A 17,149-nucleotide genomic window follows, 5' to 3' on the forward strand; every position below is an offset into this window, starting at 1 on the left:
CGGCGGGTCCCGGGGCGAGCACAGGCGGGCCGTGGCCGCTGCGTACCCTCGTGTCGTGACCGCAGCACCCCCCGCCACCGCACTGGCCACGCGCGGCGTCGCCAGCTCGCCCTGGCTCTCGCGCATCCTCCTGGCCAACCTCGTCGTCGAGGTGCTCATCGTGGTCACCGGCGGCCTGGTGCGGCTCACGGGGAGCGGGCTCGGCTGCCCCACCTGGCCCGAGTGCGTGCCGGGGAGCTACGTGCCGGTCCGGGAGCAGGCGGAGGGCTTCCACCGCTACATCGAGTTCGGCAACCGCACCCTCACGGGCGCGGTCGGTCTCGCCGCGATCCTCGTCGTGTATGCCGTGTGGAGGTGGGCCGGTGCCCGGCGCGACCTCATGGTGCCCGCCTGGCTCGTGCTCGGCGGGGTCGTCACCCAGGCGGTGCTCGGCGGGGTCACCGTGCTCACGGGCCTGCACCCCGCCACGGTCGCAGCACACTTCCTCGTCTCGATGGTGCTCGTCGCCACCTCGGCCTTCATCGTGTTCCGGGCGCAGGAGCCGCCGGGAGCCCGCCCGCTCGCCGTGCACCCGCTCGTGGAGCGGCTCGCCTGGCTGGCCTGCGCGGTCGCCGGCGTCGTGCTCCTGCTCGGCACGGTCGTGACCGGCTCCGGACCGCACTCCGGCGACGCCGACGAGCCCGCCCGCTTCGGCTTCGACCCGCGCACGATTTCGTGGCTCCACGCCGACGCGGTGATGCTCTTCATCGGCCTCGTGGTCGCCGTCTGGGTCGCCGCCCGGCTCTCGGCCACCTCCCGCCGCGCCCCCGACGCCTGGCGCACGGTGCTGCTCGTCACGCTCGCCCAGGGCGTCGTCGGCTACGTGCAGTACCTCACCGACCTGCCCGAGGTGCTCGTCCTCACCCACATGCTGCTGGCGTCGCTGCTGGTCGTCGCCCTCACGGCGGGTGTGGTGCGACTGCGCTCCGGCCTGCCAGACTGAGCCCGTGCCGAAGGACTGGAGCCGCAGGACCCAGGTGAAGGTGGCCCTCGTGGCCGCCCTCCTCGGCGTGCTCGTGTGGGCGGACGCCCGCGTCCCGGAGTGCGCGTCCTACGGACAGACCCCGGGCGGTGTCGCCCTGCCCGGCGAGATGGCCGACCACGGCATCACCTGCACCGGCCGCTGAGCAGCCGCTGGGCACTGGCGGCGCCGGTCGCCTTCGCCCCGAACCGTCAGGTGATCGGCAGGTACAGCAGGGGGTCGACCGCGACGCCGAGGAAGAGGATGGCGACGTAGCTGATCGAGAAGTGGAACAGCCGCATCGGCCGCAGCACCTTGGGTCCCTCCCCCGCCTTCGCCGCCCGCAGCAGTCGGTGCGCCTCGGCGATGAACAGGCCTCCGGAGACCAGCGCCGTGACGAGGTAGATCCACCCCATCGGGGCGACCGGCACCAGCAGCAGCGACGTCGCGACCATGGCCCAGGAGTACGCGACGATCTGCCTGGCGACGACGGTGAAGCGCTCCACCACCGGCAGCATCGGCACGTGCGCCGCGGCGTAGTCGTCCTTGAACCGCATGGACAGCGGCCAGTAGTGCGGCGGCGTCCAGAAGAAGATGACCAGGAAGAGGATCACCGCCTCCCAGCCCACCGTGCCGGTGACCGCGGCCCACCCGATGAGCACGGGCATGCAACCGGCCGCGCCGCCCCACACGATGTTCTGCGCGGTCCGGCGCTTGAGGATCATCGTGTAGCCCACGGCATACATCAGGATCGCGCCGAGCGAGAGCGCGGCCGAGATCAGGTTGACCTGCCACGCGAACCAGAGGGTCGAGACCACGGTGAGCACCGCGCCGAAGACCAGCCCGTTGCGGGGCGTGACCTCGCCGGTGACCATCGGCCGGTTGCTGGTGCGGTGCATCTCGGCGTCGATGTCGCGGTCGTAGACGCAGTTGAACGTGTTGGCCGCGCCGGCGCTCAACGAGCCGCCGACGAGGGTGGCGACGATGAGCCACAGTGACGGGACGCCGCGCTCGGCCAGGAACATCACCGGCACCGTGGTGACCAGGAGGAGCTCGATGATGCGCGGCTTGGTCAGCGCGACGTAGGCGCCGACGGTACGCCTCCACCCGTGCTTCACCCCTGCGGCCGGGGACGCGGAGATCCGGGCAGACGGATCGAGAGCGGTCACAGCGTCCTTTGCGGGTGGTGCGGTAGGTCAGGGAGCCCGGCCAGTCTAGCCCGCGACGCCCGGGGCCCCGCGGACGGCTCGTCCGCCACCCACCCGGTTGACCGGTGGTTGGTCCTGCGTGCGACGCAGGTCACGCCCGCCACTAGGCTCAGGGGCTGTTGCCAGTGCCCCTCTTCGAAGGAGACCTGTACCCGTGACCACCACACGCACCGCCAAGTCTGCGGCAGTCAGGGGGCGCGACGCCTCCCTGCCCAAGCCCGTCGCACGCAAGGCCGGGTGGTCCGACGTCGACATCCGGGCCGTCGACACGGTGCGGGTCCTCGCCGCGGACGCAGTGCAGAAGGTCGGCAACGGCCACCCGGGCACGGCCATGAGCCTGGCCCCCGCGGCCTACCTGCTCTACCAGCAGGTGATGCGCCACGACCCCGCCGACCCGCACTGGCTCGGGCGCGACCGGTTCGTGCTCTCCTGCGGGCACTCGAGCCTCACCCAGTACATCCAGCTCTTCCTCGCCGGCTACGGCGTCGAGCTCGACGACCTGAAGGCGCTGCGCACCTGGGGCTCGATCACCCCGGGCCACCCCGAGGTGCACCACACCCCCGGCGTCGAGATCACCACCGGCCCGCTCGGATCCGGCCTCGCCTCGGCCGTCGGCATGGCCTTCGCCCAGCGCCGCCAGCGCGGCCTGCTCGACCCCGACGCCAAGCCCGGTGAGAGCCCCTTCGACCACCACATCTGGGTGCTGGCCTCCGACGGCGACATCATGGAAGGCGTCTCCCACGAGGCCTGCTCGCTCGCCGGACACCAGGAGCTGGGCAACCTCACGGTCGTCTACGACGCCAACCAGATCTCCATCGAGGACGACACCGACATCTCGTTCTCCGAGGACGTGGGCAGGCGCTTCGAGGCCTACGGCTGGGACGTCGTCGACGTCGACTGGCGCAAGGACGGCGACGGCGAGACCTACGTCGAGGACGTCGACGCGCTCCACGCCGCGCTCGAGAGGTCCAAGCGCTCGAAGCGCCCGACGCTGGTCGTCCTGCACACGATCATCGCCTGGCCCGCGCCGACCAAGCAGGACACCGGCAAGTCGCACGGCTCCGCCCTCGGCGCCGACGAGATCGCCGCCACCAAGGAGCTGCTCGGGTTCAACCCGAAGAAGACCTTCGAGGTCGACCGCGCGGTGCTGACACACACCCGCAAGGCCAAGGCCCGCGGCAAGGCCGCCCGCAAGGCGTGGGACAAGACGTATGCCGCGTGGCGCAAGGCCAACACCGAGCGGGCCGAGCTGCTCGACCGCCTGGTGGCCGGTGACCTGCCGGCCGGCCTCGACAAGGCCCTGCCGGTCTTCCCCGCCGACAACGAGAAGGGCCTGGCCACCCGTGCCGCCTCGGGCAAGGTGCTCGGCGCGATCGCCGACGTCATGCCCGAGCTGTGGGGCGGCTCGGCCGACCTCGCCGAGTCGAACAACACCACCATGGAGGGCGCGGAGTCCTTCATCCCGACCGGCAAGCAGACCCGCGAGTGGAAGGGCGGCCCCTACGGCCGCACGCTCCACTTCGGCGTCCGCGAGCACGGGATGGGCATGATCCTCAACGGCATCGCGCTCGAGGGCCTCACCCGTCCGTACGGCGGCACGTTCCTCGTGTTCTCCGACTACATGCGTCCCGCCGTCCGCCTCGCCGCGATCCAGCAGCTGCCCGTGACGTTCGTGTGGACCCACGACTCGATCGGCCTCGGCGAGGACGGCCCGACCCACCAGCCCATCGAGCACCTGGCTGCACTGCGGGCGATCCCCGGCCTCGACGTCATCCGTCCCGCGGACGCCAACGAGACCGCCGCCGCCTGGTTGGCGGTGCTGGGGAAGCGCGACCGCCCCGCGGCCCTCGCGCTGACCCGTCAGGCCGTGCCGGTCTACGACCGCAGGGAGTACGCCAGGGCCCGCAACGTGGCCAAGGGCGGCTACATCATGGCCGAGGCCTCCACGGGGACCCCCGACGTGATCCTCATCGCCACCGGCTCCGAGGTGCAGCTGGCGGTCGAGGCGCGGAAGACGCTGGAGAGGCAGGGTGTTGGCACTCGTGTGGTCTCCATGCCGTGCCGCGAGTGGTTCGACGAGCAGAGCGCGGCCTACCGCGAGAAGGTCCTGCCCCGCGCCGTGCGCGCCCGCGTGAGCGTGGAGGCCGGTGTGCCGCAGGGCTGGCGCGAGCTGGTCGGCGACGCCGGTGAGGTCATCGGCATCGACCACTACGGCGCCTCGGCCGACTTCGCCACGCTGTTCAAGGAGTTCGGCTTCACCACCGCGGCGGTCGTCGCGGCCGCCAAGAGGTCCATCAAGACCGCGAAGGGAAACTGACGCATGACCGACAACCCAGCCCTGAGGGCCCTCGCCGACAACGGCGTCTCCGTCTGGCTCGACGACCTCTCCCGCCAGCGCATCCAGAGCGGCAACCTGCAGGAGCTCATCGACACCAAGGGCGTCGTCGGCGTGACGACGAACCCGTCGATCTTCCAGCTGGCGCTCGCCGAGGGTGACGCCTACGACGAGCAGGTGGCCAAGCTCGCCGCCGAGGGCCGCACCGTCGACGACACCGTCTTCGTCCTGACGACTGAGGACGTCCGCAACGCCTGCGACATCATGCGTCCCGTCTACGACGCCACCGAGGGCGTCGACGGCCGGGTCTCCATCGAGGTCGACCCGCGGCTGGCCCACGACACCGCAGCCACCATCGAGGCGGCCCGCACGCTGTGGGCGACGGTCGACCGGCCCAATGTCTTCATCAAGATCCCCGCCACCGTGGAGGGCCTCCCGGCGATCTCGCAGGTCCTCTCGGAGGGCATCAGCGTCAACGTGACGCTGATCTTCTCCCTCGATCGCTACCGCGGCGTCATGAACGCCTTCCTCACCGGCCTCGAGCAGGCCCGCGAGGCCGGCCGCGACCTGCACGAGATCGACTCGGTCGCCTCGTTCTTCGTCTCCCGCGTCGACACCGAGGTCGACAAGCGGCTCGAGACCATCGGCAGCGAGGAGGCGCTCTCCCTGCGGGGCCGGGCCGGTGTCGCCAACGCGCAGCTGGCCTACCAGGCGTTCGAGGAGGTCTTCTCCACACCGCGCTGGCAGAACCTCGCCGACGACGGCGCGCACGTGCAGCGTCCGCTGTGGGCCTCCACCGGCGTCAAGAACCCCGACTACTCCGACACGCTCTACGTGACCGAGCTGGTGGCGCCGAACACCGTCAACACCATGCCGGAGAAGACGCTGGATGCCGTGATCGACCACGGCGAGGTCCGGGGCGACACGGTCACCGGCTCCTACACGCAGGCGGCCGAGATCCTCGACGCGCTCGAGCGGCTCGGCATCTCCTACGCCGACGTCACCGCCCAGCTCGAGAAGGAGGGCGTGGACAAGTTCGAGGCGTCGTGGGAGGAGCTGCTCAAGGGCGTGCGGTCCGAGCTCGACAGGCTGAGCGCGTGAGCGCCGTCGGCGTCGTCGCCTCGGGCCCCGCGGCCGACGCGATCGCCGCCCGGGTGCCCGAGCTCGTCGCCGAGCGCTTCGCGAGCCGCCTGTTCGCCCAGGACGCCACGCTGTGGGGTCCCGAGGCCCGGTCCGAGGCGTCCGTCCGGCTCTCCTGGGTGGGCCTGCCCCGCTCGTCCCGCCCCCTCGTCGGCGAGGTTGCCGCCCTGCGCGAGCACTTCCGGGGCGAGGGCGTCGACCGCGTCGTGCTCTGCGGCATGGGCGGCTCGTCGCTCGCGCCCGAGGTGATCTGCGCCACGGCGGGGGTGCCGCTCGTGGTGCTCGACTCCTCGGACCCCGACATGGTCCGCTCGGCGCTGGTCGACCTCGAGCGCACCGTCGTCGTGGTCTCCAGCAAGTCCGGGTCCACGGTCGAGACCGACTCGCAGCGGCGCGCCTTCCAGGCGGCCTTCTCCGAGGCGGGCATCGACCCCACCGGCCGCATCGTCGTGGTCACCGACCCCGGCAGCCCCCTGGACCGGGAGTCCCGCGAGGGCGGCTACCGCGTGGTCAACGCCGACCCGAACGTCGGCGGTCGCTACTCCGCACTGACCGCCTTCGGGCTGGTGCCCTCCGGCCTGGCCGGCGCCGACGTCGAGGCGATCCTCGACGACGCCGAGGCCGTCTCCGACGTGCTCGGCGCCGATGACGAGGGGAACCCGGCCCTGCGGCTCGGTGCGGCCATGGCCGGCACCAACCCGCTGCGCGACAAGCTCGTGCTGGTCGACGACGGCTCCGGCATCGTCGGCCTGCCCGACTGGGCCGAGCAGCTCATCGCCGAGAGCACCGGCAAGCGGGGCACCGGCATCCTGCCCGTGGTGGTCGCCGAGGAGGAGGAGTACGAGGTCGAGTGGCCTCCGGACGACGTCACTGTCCTGCGCCTGAAGGGCGACGCCGAGGACACCGACAGCCCGGACGAGCTCGTCCAGCCCGGCCGCTCCGACATCGAGGTCACGGGCTCGCTCGGCGCCCAGCTGCTGCTCTGGGAGGCCGCCACCGCCGTCGCGGGGAGGCTTCTCGGCATCAACCCCTTCGACCAGCCGGACGTCGAGAGCGCCAAGAAGGCGGCCCGCGGCCTGCTCGAGGACAGCGGCGGCCAGGTTCAGCCACCGGCGTTCACCGACGGCGCCGTGGAGGTCCGCGCCCTCGGCGGCGACTGGTTCGGTGACGCGACGACGGTCGAGCAGGCCGTGGACGCCCTGCTGCGACGTCTTCGTCCCGACGGCTACGTCGCCGTGATGGCCTACCTCGACCGGCTCGCCGACGCCTCGCTGGCGGACGTCCGCCCTCGGCTGGCCGCGCACGTCCGGCGGCCGGTGACCTTCGGGTGGGGACCCCGCTTCCTCCACTCGACAGGCCAGTTCCACAAGGGAGGTCCGGACATCGGCGTCTACCTCCAGGTCACGGCGCAGCCGCGCGAGGACCTCGAGGTCCCCGGTCGCGACTTCACCTTCGGCGAGTTCATCGCCGCCCAGGCCGCGGGTGACGCGCAGGTGCTGGCCGAGATCGGCCGCCCGGTGCTCCGCCTGCACCTGACCGACCACGACGCCGGCCTCCGACAGGTCGTCGCCGCACTTTCGCGCCACACGCTGACGTAAGGGCACTGCATGACTCCAGCCCGGGTGACCCAGGGCCACAACCCCCTCCGCGACCCCCGCGACAAGCGCCTCCCCCGCATCGCCGGCCCCTGCGGCCTGGTGCTGTTCGGCGTCACGGGCGACCTCGCGCGCAAGAAGCTGATGCCGGCGGTCTACGACCTGGCCAACCGCGGCCTGCTGCCGCCGGGCTTCTCGCTGGTCGGCTTCGCCCGACGCGACTGGGCCGACCAGGACTTCGGCAAGGTCGTCTACGAGGCGGTCAAGCAGCACGCGCGCACGCCGTTCCGCGAGGACGTCTGGCGCAACCTCTCCGAGGGCTTCCGTTTCGTACCGGGCGTGTTCGACGACCCGGCGGCGTTCGACCTGCTGGCCGAGACCGTCCACTCGCTCGAGGCCGAGCGCGGCACCGGCGGCAACCAGGCGTTCTACCTCTCCATCCCGCCCGCGTTCTTCTCCACGGTCTGCGAGCAGCTCGAGCGCTGCGGGCTGACCAAGTCCACCGACGGGAGCTGGCGGCGGGTCGTGATCGAGAAGCCGTTCGGCCACGACCTGAAGAGCGCCCGCGAGCTCAACGACATCGTCGAGGGCGTCTTCCCGCCGGACTCGGTGTTCCGCATCGACCACTACCTCGGCAAGGAGACGGTGCAGAACCTGCTGGCGCTGCGCTTCGCCAACCAGCTGTTCGAGCCGGTCTGGAACGCCAACTACGTCGACCACGTGCAGATCACGATGGCCGAGGACATCGGCATCGCGGGCCGGGCCGGCTACTACGACGGCATCGGCGCCGCCCGCGACGTCATCCAGAACCACCTCCTGCAGCTGCTCGCGCTGACCGCCATGGAGGAGCCGGTGTCGTTCGACGCCGAGCACCTGCGCGCCGAGAAGGAGAAGGTGCTCTCTGCGGTGCGCCTGCCAGAGGACCTGTCCAAGGCCACGGCTCGCGGCCAGTACGCAGCCGGCTGGCAGGGCGGGGAGCAGGTCATCGGCTACCTCGACGAGGACGGCATCAAGGCCGACTCCACGACCGAGACGTATGCCGCGCTGAAGCTCGAGATCGACAGCCGCCGGTGGGCGGGGGTCCCCTTCTACCTGCGCACCGGCAAGCGGCTCGGCAAGCGGGTCACCGAGATCGCCGTGGTGTTCAAGCGGGCGCCGCACCTGCCGTTCGCCCAGACCGCGACGGAGGAGCTGGGCCAGAACGCCATCGTCATCCGCGTGCAGCCCGACGAGGGCATCACCATGCGCTTCGGCGCCAAGGTGCCCGGCGCGCAGATGGAGGTGCGCGACGTCTCCATGGACTTCGGCTACGGCCGCGCCTTCACCGAGTCCAGCCCCGAGGCCTACGAGCGGCTCATCCTCGACGTGCTCCTCGGCGATCCGCCGCTGTTCCCGCGGCACGAGGAGGTCGAGCTGTCCTGGAAGATCCTCGACCCGGTCGAGCGCTTCTGGGCCAGGCACGGACGGCCCGACCCCTACCCCGCCGGCGGCTGGGGCCCCGAGTGCGCCGACGAGATGATGCGCCGCGACGGCCGTGTCTGGAGGATGCCGTGATCGTCGACCTGCCCAGCACCACGACCAAGGAGATCAGCAAGAAGCTGGTGCGGCTGCGCCAGGACGTCGGCGCGATGGCCCTGAGCCGGGTGCTGACGCTCGTGCTGGTCGTCGACGAGCGGCACGCCGAGGACGCCATCCAGGTCGCCAACGACGCCAGCCACCAGCACCCGTGCCGCATCATCGCCGTCGTGACCGGCAACAAGCGGGGCGCCTCACGCCTCGACGCCCAGATCCGGGTCGGCGGCGACGCCGGCGCGAGCGAGGTCGTGGTCCTGCGCCTCTACGGTCCGCTGACCCGCCACGGGCGCAGCGTGGTGATCCCGCTCCTGCTGCCCGACTCCCCCGTGGTCGCGTTGTGGCCCACCGCGGCCCCTCGACGGATCTCGGAGGACGCCATCGGCGCGATGGCCCAGCGCCGCATCACCGACGCCGCCGCGGCCAGGAACCCCCGGGCCGAGATGAAGCACCGGGCCGAGACCTACGCGCCGGGCGACACCGACCTGGCCTGGACCCGGATCACCCTGTGGCGGGGCCTGCTCGCCGCCGCCCTCGACCAGCCGCCCTACGAGCCGGTGCTCTCCGCCACGGTGACCGGCGGCTCGGACTCCCCGTCGGCGGACCTGCTGGCGGCGTGGCTCGCGCAGTACCTCAAGTGCCCGGTCCGGCGCACCCGGTCCCGGGCGGGCACCGGCATCGTCAGCGTCCGGCTCGAGCGCCGCGCCGGCAACATCGACCTCGTGCGGCCCGAGGGCGACACGGCGACGTTGATCCAGCCCGGGCAGCCGGACCGCACCATCTCGCTGCCGCACCGCAGCGACGCCGAGTGCCTGGCCGACGAGCTGCGCAGGCTCGACCCGGACGAGGTCTACCAGGAGGTCATGACCCGGGGCATGCCGCAGCTGGCCGCGCCCTCCAAGGGCAAGACCGCCAGCGAGGCGGTGGCCGACGGCGAGGCGCCCTCCGTGGTCGAGGCCGAGCGAACCCTGCGCCGGCTGCGCCGCGGTGCCCGCATCGAGAGCCGCAGCGCCATGGTGGAGGCGGCGCCCGAGCCAGAGGCACGCGCTGACACCGCAACCGTCAAGAAGGCTGCGGCCCGCAGGCTGGCCAGGGCCAAGGCAGGCACCGACTCCGACGCCGCACACGGCGACGAGTCCGGTGCCGGCGCCGATCCCGGCAGCGACGCCGGCAGCACGGCAGGGGCGGCGTCGTGAGCCGCCCGCCCCTGGTCGTCGTCCACCGCGACAAGCAGCTGCTCGCCGACGCGGCGGCCGCCCGGCTGGTGACGGCCATCGTCGACGCCCAGGCGTCGCGCGGCGAGGCCGACATCGTGCTCACCGGTGGCTCGATGGGCTCGGCGATCCTCGCCTCGCTCGGGGCGAGCCCCGCGTGCGACGCGATCGACTGGTCCCGCGTGAACCTCTGGTGGGGTGACGAGCGCTACCTGCCCGCCGGCGACCCCGAGCGCAACGAGACCCAGGCGCGCGCGGCGCTGCTCGACGAGGTCGGGCTCGAGCCCGCGCGCGTTCATGCGATGCCCGCCTCCGACGGCCCCGAGGGTGCCCGCGTCGAGGACGCGGCCCGACGGTATGCCGCCGAGCTGGCCTCCGAGGCGGAGCTCGGTGAGGACGTGCCCCGCTTCGACGTGGTCATGCTGGGCGTGGGGCCGGACGCGCACGTCGCCTCGCTCTTCCCGGAGCACCCGGCGCTGCACGAGCAGGAGGCGACCGTCGTGGCGGTGCACGGCTCGCCGAAGCCTCCGCCCACGCGGATCTCGTTGACCTTCCGCGCCCTGTGCGCGGCGCGCGACGTGTGGTTCCTCGTCTCCGGTGACGACAAGGCGAAGGCGGTGGGCCTGGCGCTCTCCGGGGCGGGTCCGCGCCAGGCGCCGGCCGCCGGGGTGAGCGGCACCCGGTCCACCACGTGGCTCATCGACCGAGCCGCGGCCACCCACGTGCCACGGGCGTTGGTGCGGATCAGCTCCCCCTGACGTTCCTCCGACGCCCCTGCCCCCCTCGCGAAACGAAACCCACCGCGTGGCCCCGTATCCGGGGCCGTGCGGTGGGTTTTCGTCGGGGTGCGTCCCGGGTGCTACTGGATGAGCTTGCGCTCACGCAGCGTGGCCAGGGCCTCCTCGAGGATCGCCTTGCCGTCGGCGTCGGAGCGGCGCTCCTTCACGTAGGCCAGGTGCGTCTTGTAGGGCTCGACCCGCGGCGGGGCCGGCGGGTTCGCCTCGTCCTGGCCCGCTGGGAAGCCGCAGCGCGGGCAGTCCCACGTCTCGGGGATGCTCAGACCCGGCTCCTCGGCGAAGCTCGGGCGGGTCTGGTGGCCGTTGGCGCACCAGTAGGAGACGAAGACGCGGGGAGCGGCGTCGCCGCGCTCGGCCTCCCCCATGGGTCCGGCGCCGACTCGGCTGCCGCGGATTGCGTTGCCACCTGCCATGGTCAGTTGTGCCTTTCAGCGTTCAGTTCAGTCAGCGTCACGTCAGGCGGAGAAGCGCTCGATGAGCCCGAGGCCCACGATGCAGGCGAACCACACGACCGCCACGGCCACCGTGAAGCGGTCGAGGTTGCGCTCGGCCACGGAGGAGGAGCCCAGCGAGGTCGACATGCCGCCACCGAACATGTCCGACAGGCCGCCGCCCTTGCCCTTGTGCAGGAGGATCAGGAGGGTCAGGAACAGGCCCCCAATGACCAGCAGCACCTGCAGGCCAATCTTTACGGCTTCCACGCGTTTCCCTTGTCCGTCGACGTCTGTGTCTCGCCGCACCACAAAGTGCAGCACGGGTCAGAATACCTGCTCGCTCCCGAGCGGCCGAACCTCGGGCACCGGCGCGCCGGGCGCCCGTGCACCGACGTCAGCGCACCGGCGCCCGCACCCGCTCGGCTCAGGAGGTCTTCATGTGGTCGCGGTAGCGGCAGATCGAGGCGAACTCCTCCGCGACGATGGACGCACCGCCGACGAGAGCGCCGTCCACATCCTCCTCGGCCATGATCGCCGCGACGTTGGCGGCCTTGACCGAACCGCCGTACAGCACCCGCACGCCGTCGGCCAGGTCGCCGGAGTAGAGCTCGGCGAGCTTGGTGCGGATGGCCGAGCACACCTCCTGGGCGTCCTGCGGCGTGGCGACCTCGCCGGTGCCGATGGCCCACACCGGCTCGTAGGCGACGACCATCGTCCTGGCCTGCTCGGCCGTGACGTCCTTCAGGCCGGCCTCGACCTGCGCCAGCACGTGGGCCACGTGCTCACCGGCCTGCCGCACCTCGAGCCCCTCGCCGACGCAGAAGATCGGGGTGAGCCCGTGGCGGTACGCCGCCTTGAGCTTGGCGTTCACGACCTCGTCGGTCTCGTGGTGGTACTCGCGCCGCTCGCTGTGGCCGACGACGACGTAGGTGCACCCGAGCCTGGCGAGGAACGCGCCCGACACCTCGCCGGTGTACGCGCCGCTGTCGTGCATGCTCAGGTCCTGCGCCCCGTGCTTGAGCTGCAGCCGGTCACCGTCGATGAGCGTCTGCACGCTGCGCAGGTCCGTGAACGGCGGCAGCACGGCCACCTCGACGGCAGCGAAGTCGTGCTTGCCGTCCCGCAGGGTCCAGTCCAGCTTCTGCACCAGGTGGGTGGCCTGCAGGTGGTCGAGGTTCATCTTCCAGTTGCCCGCCATGAGGGGCGTGCGTCCTGCCGGGGTGGCAGCCATGGGACTCCTTGTCGGTGTGGGTGCGGCAGCCGTGTGCGTACCGCGCTCGCGCTCTCGGTGTGCCTGTGGTGGGCCGGGCCGCGTGCGGCCCGGCCCACCCGTCCTGGTCCAGCTGAGGCGCTCAGTCCTCGTCGAGGACGGTCAGGCCGGGCAGCTCCTTGCCCTCGAGGTACTCCAGGCTGGCGCCGCCACCGGTCGAGATGTGGCCGAACTGGTCGTCGTCGAAGCCGAGCTGGCGCACGGCGGCAGCCGAGTCGCCGCCGCCCACCACGGTGAGGGCGCCCTTCCGGGTCAGCTCGACGAGGGCCTCCGCCACGGCCGCCGTGCCCTCGGCATACGGGTCCATCTCGAACGCGCCCATCGGGCCGTTCCAGAAGACCGTCCTGCAGTGCTTGAGCTTCTCGGCGAACAGGAACCCGGACTCCGGTCCGATGTCCAGGCCCATCCGGTCGGCGGGGATGGCGCCTGCGGGCACCACCTGCGGGTCGGCGTCGGCCGAGAACTCGGTGGCCGCGACGATGTCGACCGGCAGGACGATCTCGACGCCCCGCTCGTGGGCCTGGTCGAGGTAGCCCTTGACCACCTCGACCTGGTCGGCCTCCAGCAGGCTCTTGCCCACCTCGTAGCCCTGGGCCTTCAGGAAGGTGAAGACCATGCCGCCACCGATGAGGAGGCGGTCGGCGGTCTGGAGCAGGTTGTCGATGACACCGAGCTTGTCGGACACCTTCGCGCCACCCAGCACCACGGCATACGGACGCTCCGGGTCCTTGGTGAGGCGCTGCAGCACACCGACCTCGGTCTCCACCAGTCCACCCACGGCGTGCGGCAGTCGCCGCGCCACGTCGTAGACCGAGGCCTGCTTGCGGTGGACGACGCCGAAGCCGTCGGAGACGAAGACGTCTGCGAGAGAGGCGAGCTCGTCGGCGAAGGCGCCACGCTCGGCCTCGTCCTTGGAAGTCTCCCCTGCGTTGAAGCGCAGGTTCTCCAGCAGCACCACGTCGCCGTCACCGGAGGCCTCGACGGCCGCCTTGGCGGAGTCGCCCACGGTGTCCTCGGCGAACCGGACCTCGCGGCCGAGCACCTCGCCGAGCCGCTTCGCCACCGGAGCGAGCGAGTACTTCGGCTCTGGCGTGCCCTTCGGGCGGCCGAGGTGGGCGCACACGATGACGCGTGCGCCCGCCTCGCAGAGGGCCTGGATGGTCGGCGCCGACGCGCGGATGCGGCCGTCGTCGGTGATGGTCTGGCCGTCGAGCGGCACGTTGAGGTCGGACCGGACGAGCACCCGCCTGCCGCGGAGGTCGCCCAGGTCAGCGATCGTCTTCACGCTCGCCGCGTCCCGTGTCAGAGGGACTGGCCGACGAGCAGCGTCAGGTCGATGAGGCGGTTGGAGTAGCCCCACTCGTTGTCGTACCAGCCGACGACCTTGACCTGGTTGCCGATGACCTTGGTGAGGCCGGCGTCGAAGATGCACGAGGCCGGGTCGGTCTCGATGTCCTTGGAGACGATCGGGTCCTCGGTGTAGACGAGGATGCCCTTGAGCGGACCCTCGGCGGCAGCCTTCACCGCGGCGTTGACCTCCTCGACGGTGGTCTCGCGACCGGCCTCGAAGGTGAGGTCGGTCGCGGAGCCGGTCGGGGTCGGCACGCGCAGGGCGTAGCCGTCGAGCTTGCCCTTGAGCTCCGGCATGACCAGGCCGATCGCCTTGGCGGCACCGGTGGAGGTCGGCACGATGTTGAGAGCGGCGGCGCGGGCGCGGCGCAGGTCCTTGTGCGGGCCGTCGTGCAGGTTCTGGTCGCCGGTGTAGGCGTGGATGGTGGTCATCAGGCCCTTGACGATGCCGAACTCGTCGTGGAGGACCTTGGCCATCGGCGCCAGGCAGTTCGTCGTGCACGACGCGTTGGAGATGATCGTGTGCTTCTCCGCGTCGTAGGCGTTGTCGTTGACGCCCATGACGACGGTGACGTCCTCGTTCTTCGCGGGCGCGGAGATGATGACCTTCTTGGCGCCGTTGTCGACGTGCACCTTGGCCTTGGTGGCGTCGGTGAAGAAGCCGGTCGACTCGATGACGACGTCGGCGCCGAGCTCGCCCCACTTGAGGTTGCTGGGGTCCCGCTCGGCGAAGGCCTTGAACGACTTGCCGTTCACGGAGATCTCGGTCTCGGAGGAGGTCACGTCGCCGGCGAGGCGGCCGAGGATCGAGTCGTACTTGAGCAGGTGCGCCAGGGTCGCGTTGTCGGTGAGGTCGTTCACCGCCACGATCTCGATGTCGGCACCCGACGCCTGCACGGCCCGGAAGAAGTTGCGGCCGATGCGGCCAAAGCCATTGATCCCTACGCGAACAGTCACTGTTCCTCAGCCTTCCGAATGGACGGTGTGCCGCGATGTCGTACGGCAGCGGGTCAGCTCCGACCCTATTGGATGCCGCAGGGCCGGGGACACCGGGTCCGCGGTACGAGCGGGTAGTCGGGACCTTCGGCACCAGAGGTCAGGACAGGCGTCCCACCCGACCCTGCCGCACCTTTATCGGGTCACCCGATAAAGGTGCGCTGACCCCGAGGTGGCACCTCAGGTGAAGTGACCGTTCGTCGGGTGAAGGGGCTCGTGACCGACCGCACGACAGCTCGCATGGGCGGAGGACGTCGTCGGGGCGGGGCAGTTCAGGCGGCCGAGGTCGCCTGCCGGATCCACGCAACGATGCGCTCCGGTCGCAGCAGATCGGCCCACGTGACGCGGATGACCGTGTAGCCCAGTCGACGCAGGCGGTCCTCCCGTCGCTTCTCCTGGAACAGCGTGTCGCCGTCGCCGTCCTGGTACTTGACCTTGCCGTCGAACTCCACCACCACCTTCGAGCCCTCGACCAGGAAGTCGACCCGGGCGACGAAGTCTCCGTCGTCGTCGAAGATCACGACCTGAGGGACCAGCGACACCCCCGCCAGCTGCAGGTGTACCCGCAGACGGGACTCACCAACCGACTCGGACCGCGCGTCCACCAGCGGCAGCATCGCTCGCACGCGTCCGGACCGCGGCCATCCGCGCACGGCGGCTGCCGCAGCGGCCAGCCCCTCCAGGTCGAACAGGCCTTCACGGAGCCCGTGGTCGCACGCGACGACTCCGGCCACGACCCCGGCGTCGAGGGCGAGCTGGACGACCGCCGTCGCAGCGGGGACCGCCGGGCGCGTCGGGATAGAGCTTCAGGCCGGCCTTGACGAGGCGCGGATGGCGTTCCTCGGCGGTGAGGTCCGGCAGGTGGGGCCCGTACACGCCCCGGCACACGTGGTCGATCTCGTGGCGGCGGACCAGGCCCTGGAGCACGCGACGGCCCAAGCCGGCGGCTCGCGCCTGAGCGGTGGTGTAGAGGCCGTCCTCGGTGCAGGGAATCACGGTGGTTGCACCCATGCGGTGAGGTTCGTGCGGCAGGTGCGGCCGCGGCATACCCGTCCTGGAAGCTGTGGACCGTGGGTGCGGGAGAGCCGCCCTGGGGACTGCGGGGGTATCCCGGCTCGGCCCACCCCGGCTTCACCCCGGAAGGGTGCGCATCCCGCGTGGTGCCACCTCGGGTCAGGCGCACCTTTATCGGGTCACCCGATAAAGGTGCAGGGAAACGCGGAGGTCAGGCGTCCAGCATGTCGGCCGTGAGGTTGGCCTCCGTGCCCGGGATGCCGAGGTCCTGCGCCCGCTTGTCGGCCATCGCCAGGAGCCGGCGGATACGGCCCGCGACGGCGTCCTTGGTCATCGGGGGCTGGGCCAGCTGCCCGAGCTCCTCGAGGCTGGCCTGCTTGTGCTCCAGGCGCAGCGACCCGGCCTCGCGCAGGTGGTCGGGCACCTCCTCACCGAGGATCTCGAGCGCCCGCTGGACGCGCGCGCCCGCGGCCACCGCGGCACGGGCGGAACGGCGCAGGTTGGCGTCGTCGAAGTTGGCGAGCCGGTTCGCGGTCGCCCGCACCTCGCGCCGCATCCGGCGCTCCTCCCACGCGAGGACCGCGTCGTGCGCCCCCAGCCGCGTCAGCATCGCGCCGATGGCGTCGCCGTCGCGGATGACGACCCGGTCGACGCCGCGGACCTCACGGGCCTTGGCCTGGATGCCGAGCCGGCGGGCGGCACCGACGAGGGCCAGGGCGGCCTCGGGCCCGGGGCAGGTCACCTCGAGTGCCGAGGAGCGCCCGGGCTCGGTCAGCGAGCCGTGCGCCAGGAAGGCCCCCCGCCAGGCGGCCTCGGCGTCGCACGCCGCCGCGCTCACGACCTTGGGCGGCAGGCCCCGCACCGGTCGCCCGCGCACGTCGATGAGCCCGGTCTGGCGGGCCAGTGCCTCGCCGTCCTGCACCACCCGCACGACGTAGCGGCTGGTCTTGCGCAGACCACCGGCAGCCATCACCAGCACCTCGGTGGAGTGCCCGTAGAGCTCGGTGACGTCGCGGCGCAGCCGGCGCGCGGCGTTCGCCGTGTCGAGCTCGGCCTCGACGACGATCCGGCCGCCCACGATGTGCAGGCCGCCCGCGAAACGCAGGGTGGACGCGACCTCCGCCTTGCGGCAGCACGGCTTGGTCACCTCGAGCCTGCTCAGCTCGTCCTTCACCTTCGCGGTCATCGCCATTGCGTCATCCTGTCACCCTTGTCCACTACGTC

16 protein-coding genes are annotated in these 17,149 nt (G+C 71.7%); 8 read left to right on the top strand and 8 right to left on the bottom strand.

Annotation, left to right across the window (positions count from 1 at the left end):
• The first annotated feature begins 55 nt into the window (after positions 1-55).
• Together P2F65_RS12165 and P2F65_RS12170 are read left to right on the top strand one after the other, a co-directional pair.
• Positions 56-982: a COX15/CtaA family protein gene (locus P2F65_RS12165; RefSeq protein ID WP_275807870.1), complete on the top strand. Its 927-nt coding sequence runs from the start codon at positions 56-58 to the stop codon at positions 980-982.
• A 4-nt stretch (positions 983-986) separates the two neighbouring features.
• Positions 987-1,166, top strand: coding sequence for a hypothetical protein (locus P2F65_RS12170; RefSeq protein ID WP_275807873.1), 180 nt, complete (start codon positions 987-989; stop codon positions 1,164-1,166).
• A gap of 46 nt (positions 1,167-1,212) precedes the next feature.
• Here P2F65_RS12170 and P2F65_RS12175 read toward each other — a convergent pair whose 3' ends face one another.
• Complete coding sequence (locus P2F65_RS12175) at positions 1,213-2,142, bottom strand: heme o synthase (RefSeq protein ID WP_275810624.1); 930 nt, start codon at positions 2,140-2,142, stop codon at positions 1,213-1,215.
• Between the two features lie 220 nt (positions 2,143-2,362).
• Here P2F65_RS12175 and tkt point away from each other — a divergent pair, with 220 nt between their 5' ends.
• The 6 genes from tkt to pgl are packed head-to-tail and all read left to right on the top strand — an operon-like array spanning position 2,363 to position 10,822.
• Complete coding sequence (tkt, locus tag P2F65_RS12180; RefSeq protein WP_275807875.1) at positions 2,363-4,525, top strand: transketolase; 2,163 nt, start codon at positions 2,363-2,365, stop codon at positions 4,523-4,525.
• Positions 4,526-4,528: 3 nt separating this feature from the next.
• Positions 4,529-5,644, top strand: a complete 1,116-nt coding sequence (gene tal, locus P2F65_RS12185; RefSeq protein ID WP_275807878.1) for a transaldolase — start codon at positions 4,529-4,531, stop codon at positions 5,642-5,644.
• Positions 5,641-7,281 (top strand): glucose-6-phosphate isomerase, encoded by a 1,641-nt coding sequence (locus tag P2F65_RS12190; RefSeq protein WP_275807881.1) that lies wholly within the window; start codon positions 5,641-5,643, stop codon positions 7,279-7,281. Before tal ends, P2F65_RS12190 begins: the two co-directional genes overlap by 4 nt.
• Positions 7,282-7,290: 9 nt before the next feature.
• Complete coding sequence (gene zwf / locus P2F65_RS12195; protein ID WP_275807884.1) at positions 7,291-8,832, top strand: glucose-6-phosphate dehydrogenase; 1,542 nt, start codon at positions 7,291-7,293, stop codon at positions 8,830-8,832.
• A complete protein-coding gene (opcA, locus tag P2F65_RS12200; protein ID WP_275807887.1) occupies positions 8,829-10,046 on the top strand; it encodes a glucose-6-phosphate dehydrogenase assembly protein OpcA in 1,218 nt (405 codons plus the stop codon). The genes zwf and opcA overlap by 4 nt, the downstream gene beginning before the upstream one ends.
• Positions 10,043-10,822: a 6-phosphogluconolactonase gene (gene pgl / locus P2F65_RS12205; RefSeq protein ID WP_275807890.1), complete on the top strand. Its 780-nt coding sequence runs from the start codon at positions 10,043-10,045 to the stop codon at positions 10,820-10,822. The genes opcA and pgl overlap by 4 nt, the downstream gene beginning before the upstream one ends.
• A 101-nt stretch (positions 10,823-10,923) precedes the next feature.
• Here pgl and P2F65_RS12210 read toward each other — a convergent pair whose 3' ends face one another.
• The 7 genes from P2F65_RS12210 to whiA form a co-directional block, all read right to left on the bottom strand.
• Positions 10,924-11,274: an RNA polymerase-binding protein RbpA gene (locus tag P2F65_RS12210; RefSeq protein WP_275807892.1), complete on the bottom strand. Its 351-nt coding sequence runs from the start codon at positions 11,272-11,274 to the stop codon at positions 10,924-10,926.
• Positions 11,275-11,316: 42 nt separating this feature from the next.
• The gene (secG, locus tag P2F65_RS12215; RefSeq protein WP_275807895.1) at positions 11,317-11,562 is read right to left on the bottom strand and encodes a preprotein translocase subunit SecG; all 246 of its coding nucleotides are present in this window, start codon (positions 11,560-11,562) and stop codon (positions 11,317-11,319) included.
• 157 nt (positions 11,563-11,719) lie between these two features.
• Complete coding sequence (gene tpiA / locus P2F65_RS12220; RefSeq protein WP_275807897.1) at positions 11,720-12,526, bottom strand: triose-phosphate isomerase; 807 nt, start codon at positions 12,524-12,526, stop codon at positions 11,720-11,722.
• A 121-nt stretch (positions 12,527-12,647) separates the two neighbouring features.
• Positions 12,648-13,850, bottom strand: a complete 1,203-nt coding sequence (locus tag P2F65_RS12225; protein WP_275807899.1) for a phosphoglycerate kinase — start codon at positions 13,848-13,850, stop codon at positions 12,648-12,650.
• Between the two features lie 17 nt (positions 13,851-13,867).
• A complete protein-coding gene (gene gap / locus P2F65_RS12230) occupies positions 13,868-14,872 on the bottom strand; it encodes a type I glyceraldehyde-3-phosphate dehydrogenase (RefSeq protein ID WP_275807902.1) in 1,005 nt (334 codons plus the stop codon).
• Positions 14,873-15,183: 311 nt separating this feature from the next.
• Positions 15,184-15,645: a DUF559 domain-containing protein gene (locus tag P2F65_RS12235; RefSeq protein WP_275807905.1), complete on the bottom strand. Its 462-nt coding sequence runs from the start codon at positions 15,643-15,645 to the stop codon at positions 15,184-15,186.
• Between the two features lie 491 nt (positions 15,646-16,136).
• Positions 16,137-17,117 carry a DNA-binding protein WhiA gene (gene whiA / locus P2F65_RS12240; protein ID WP_275807908.1) on the bottom strand — a complete coding sequence of 327 codons (981 nt, stop codon included), beginning with the start codon at positions 17,115-17,117 and terminating at the stop codon, positions 16,137-16,139.
• Positions 17,118-17,149 lie beyond the last annotated feature (32 nt).

The organism is Knoellia sp. p5-6-4 (genome assembly GCF_029222705.1).
Classification (GTDB): domain Bacteria; phylum Actinomycetota; class Actinomycetes; order Actinomycetales; family Dermatophilaceae; genus Pedococcus_A.

What these genes read in the sequence shown, in the direction of transcription:
- tal (WP_275807878.1), top strand. Translation starts at nt 4,529, where the DNA reads ATGACCGACAACCCAGCCCTGAGGGCCCTCGCCGACAACGGCGTCTCC.
- zwf (WP_275807884.1), top strand. Translation starts at nt 7,291, where the DNA reads ATGACTCCAGCCCGGGTGACCCAGGGCCACAACCCCCTCCGCGACCCC.
- P2F65_RS12210 (WP_275807892.1), bottom strand. Translation starts at nt 11,274, where the DNA reads ATGGCAGGTGGCAACGCAATCCGCGGCAGCCGAGTCGGCGCCGGACCC.
- tpiA (WP_275807897.1), bottom strand. Translation starts at nt 12,526, where the DNA reads ATGGCTGCCACCCCGGCAGGACGCACGCCCCTCATGGCGGGCAACTGG.
- whiA (WP_275807908.1), bottom strand. Translation starts at nt 17,117, where the DNA reads ATGGCGATGACCGCGAAGGTGAAGGACGAGCTGAGCAGGCTCGAGGTG.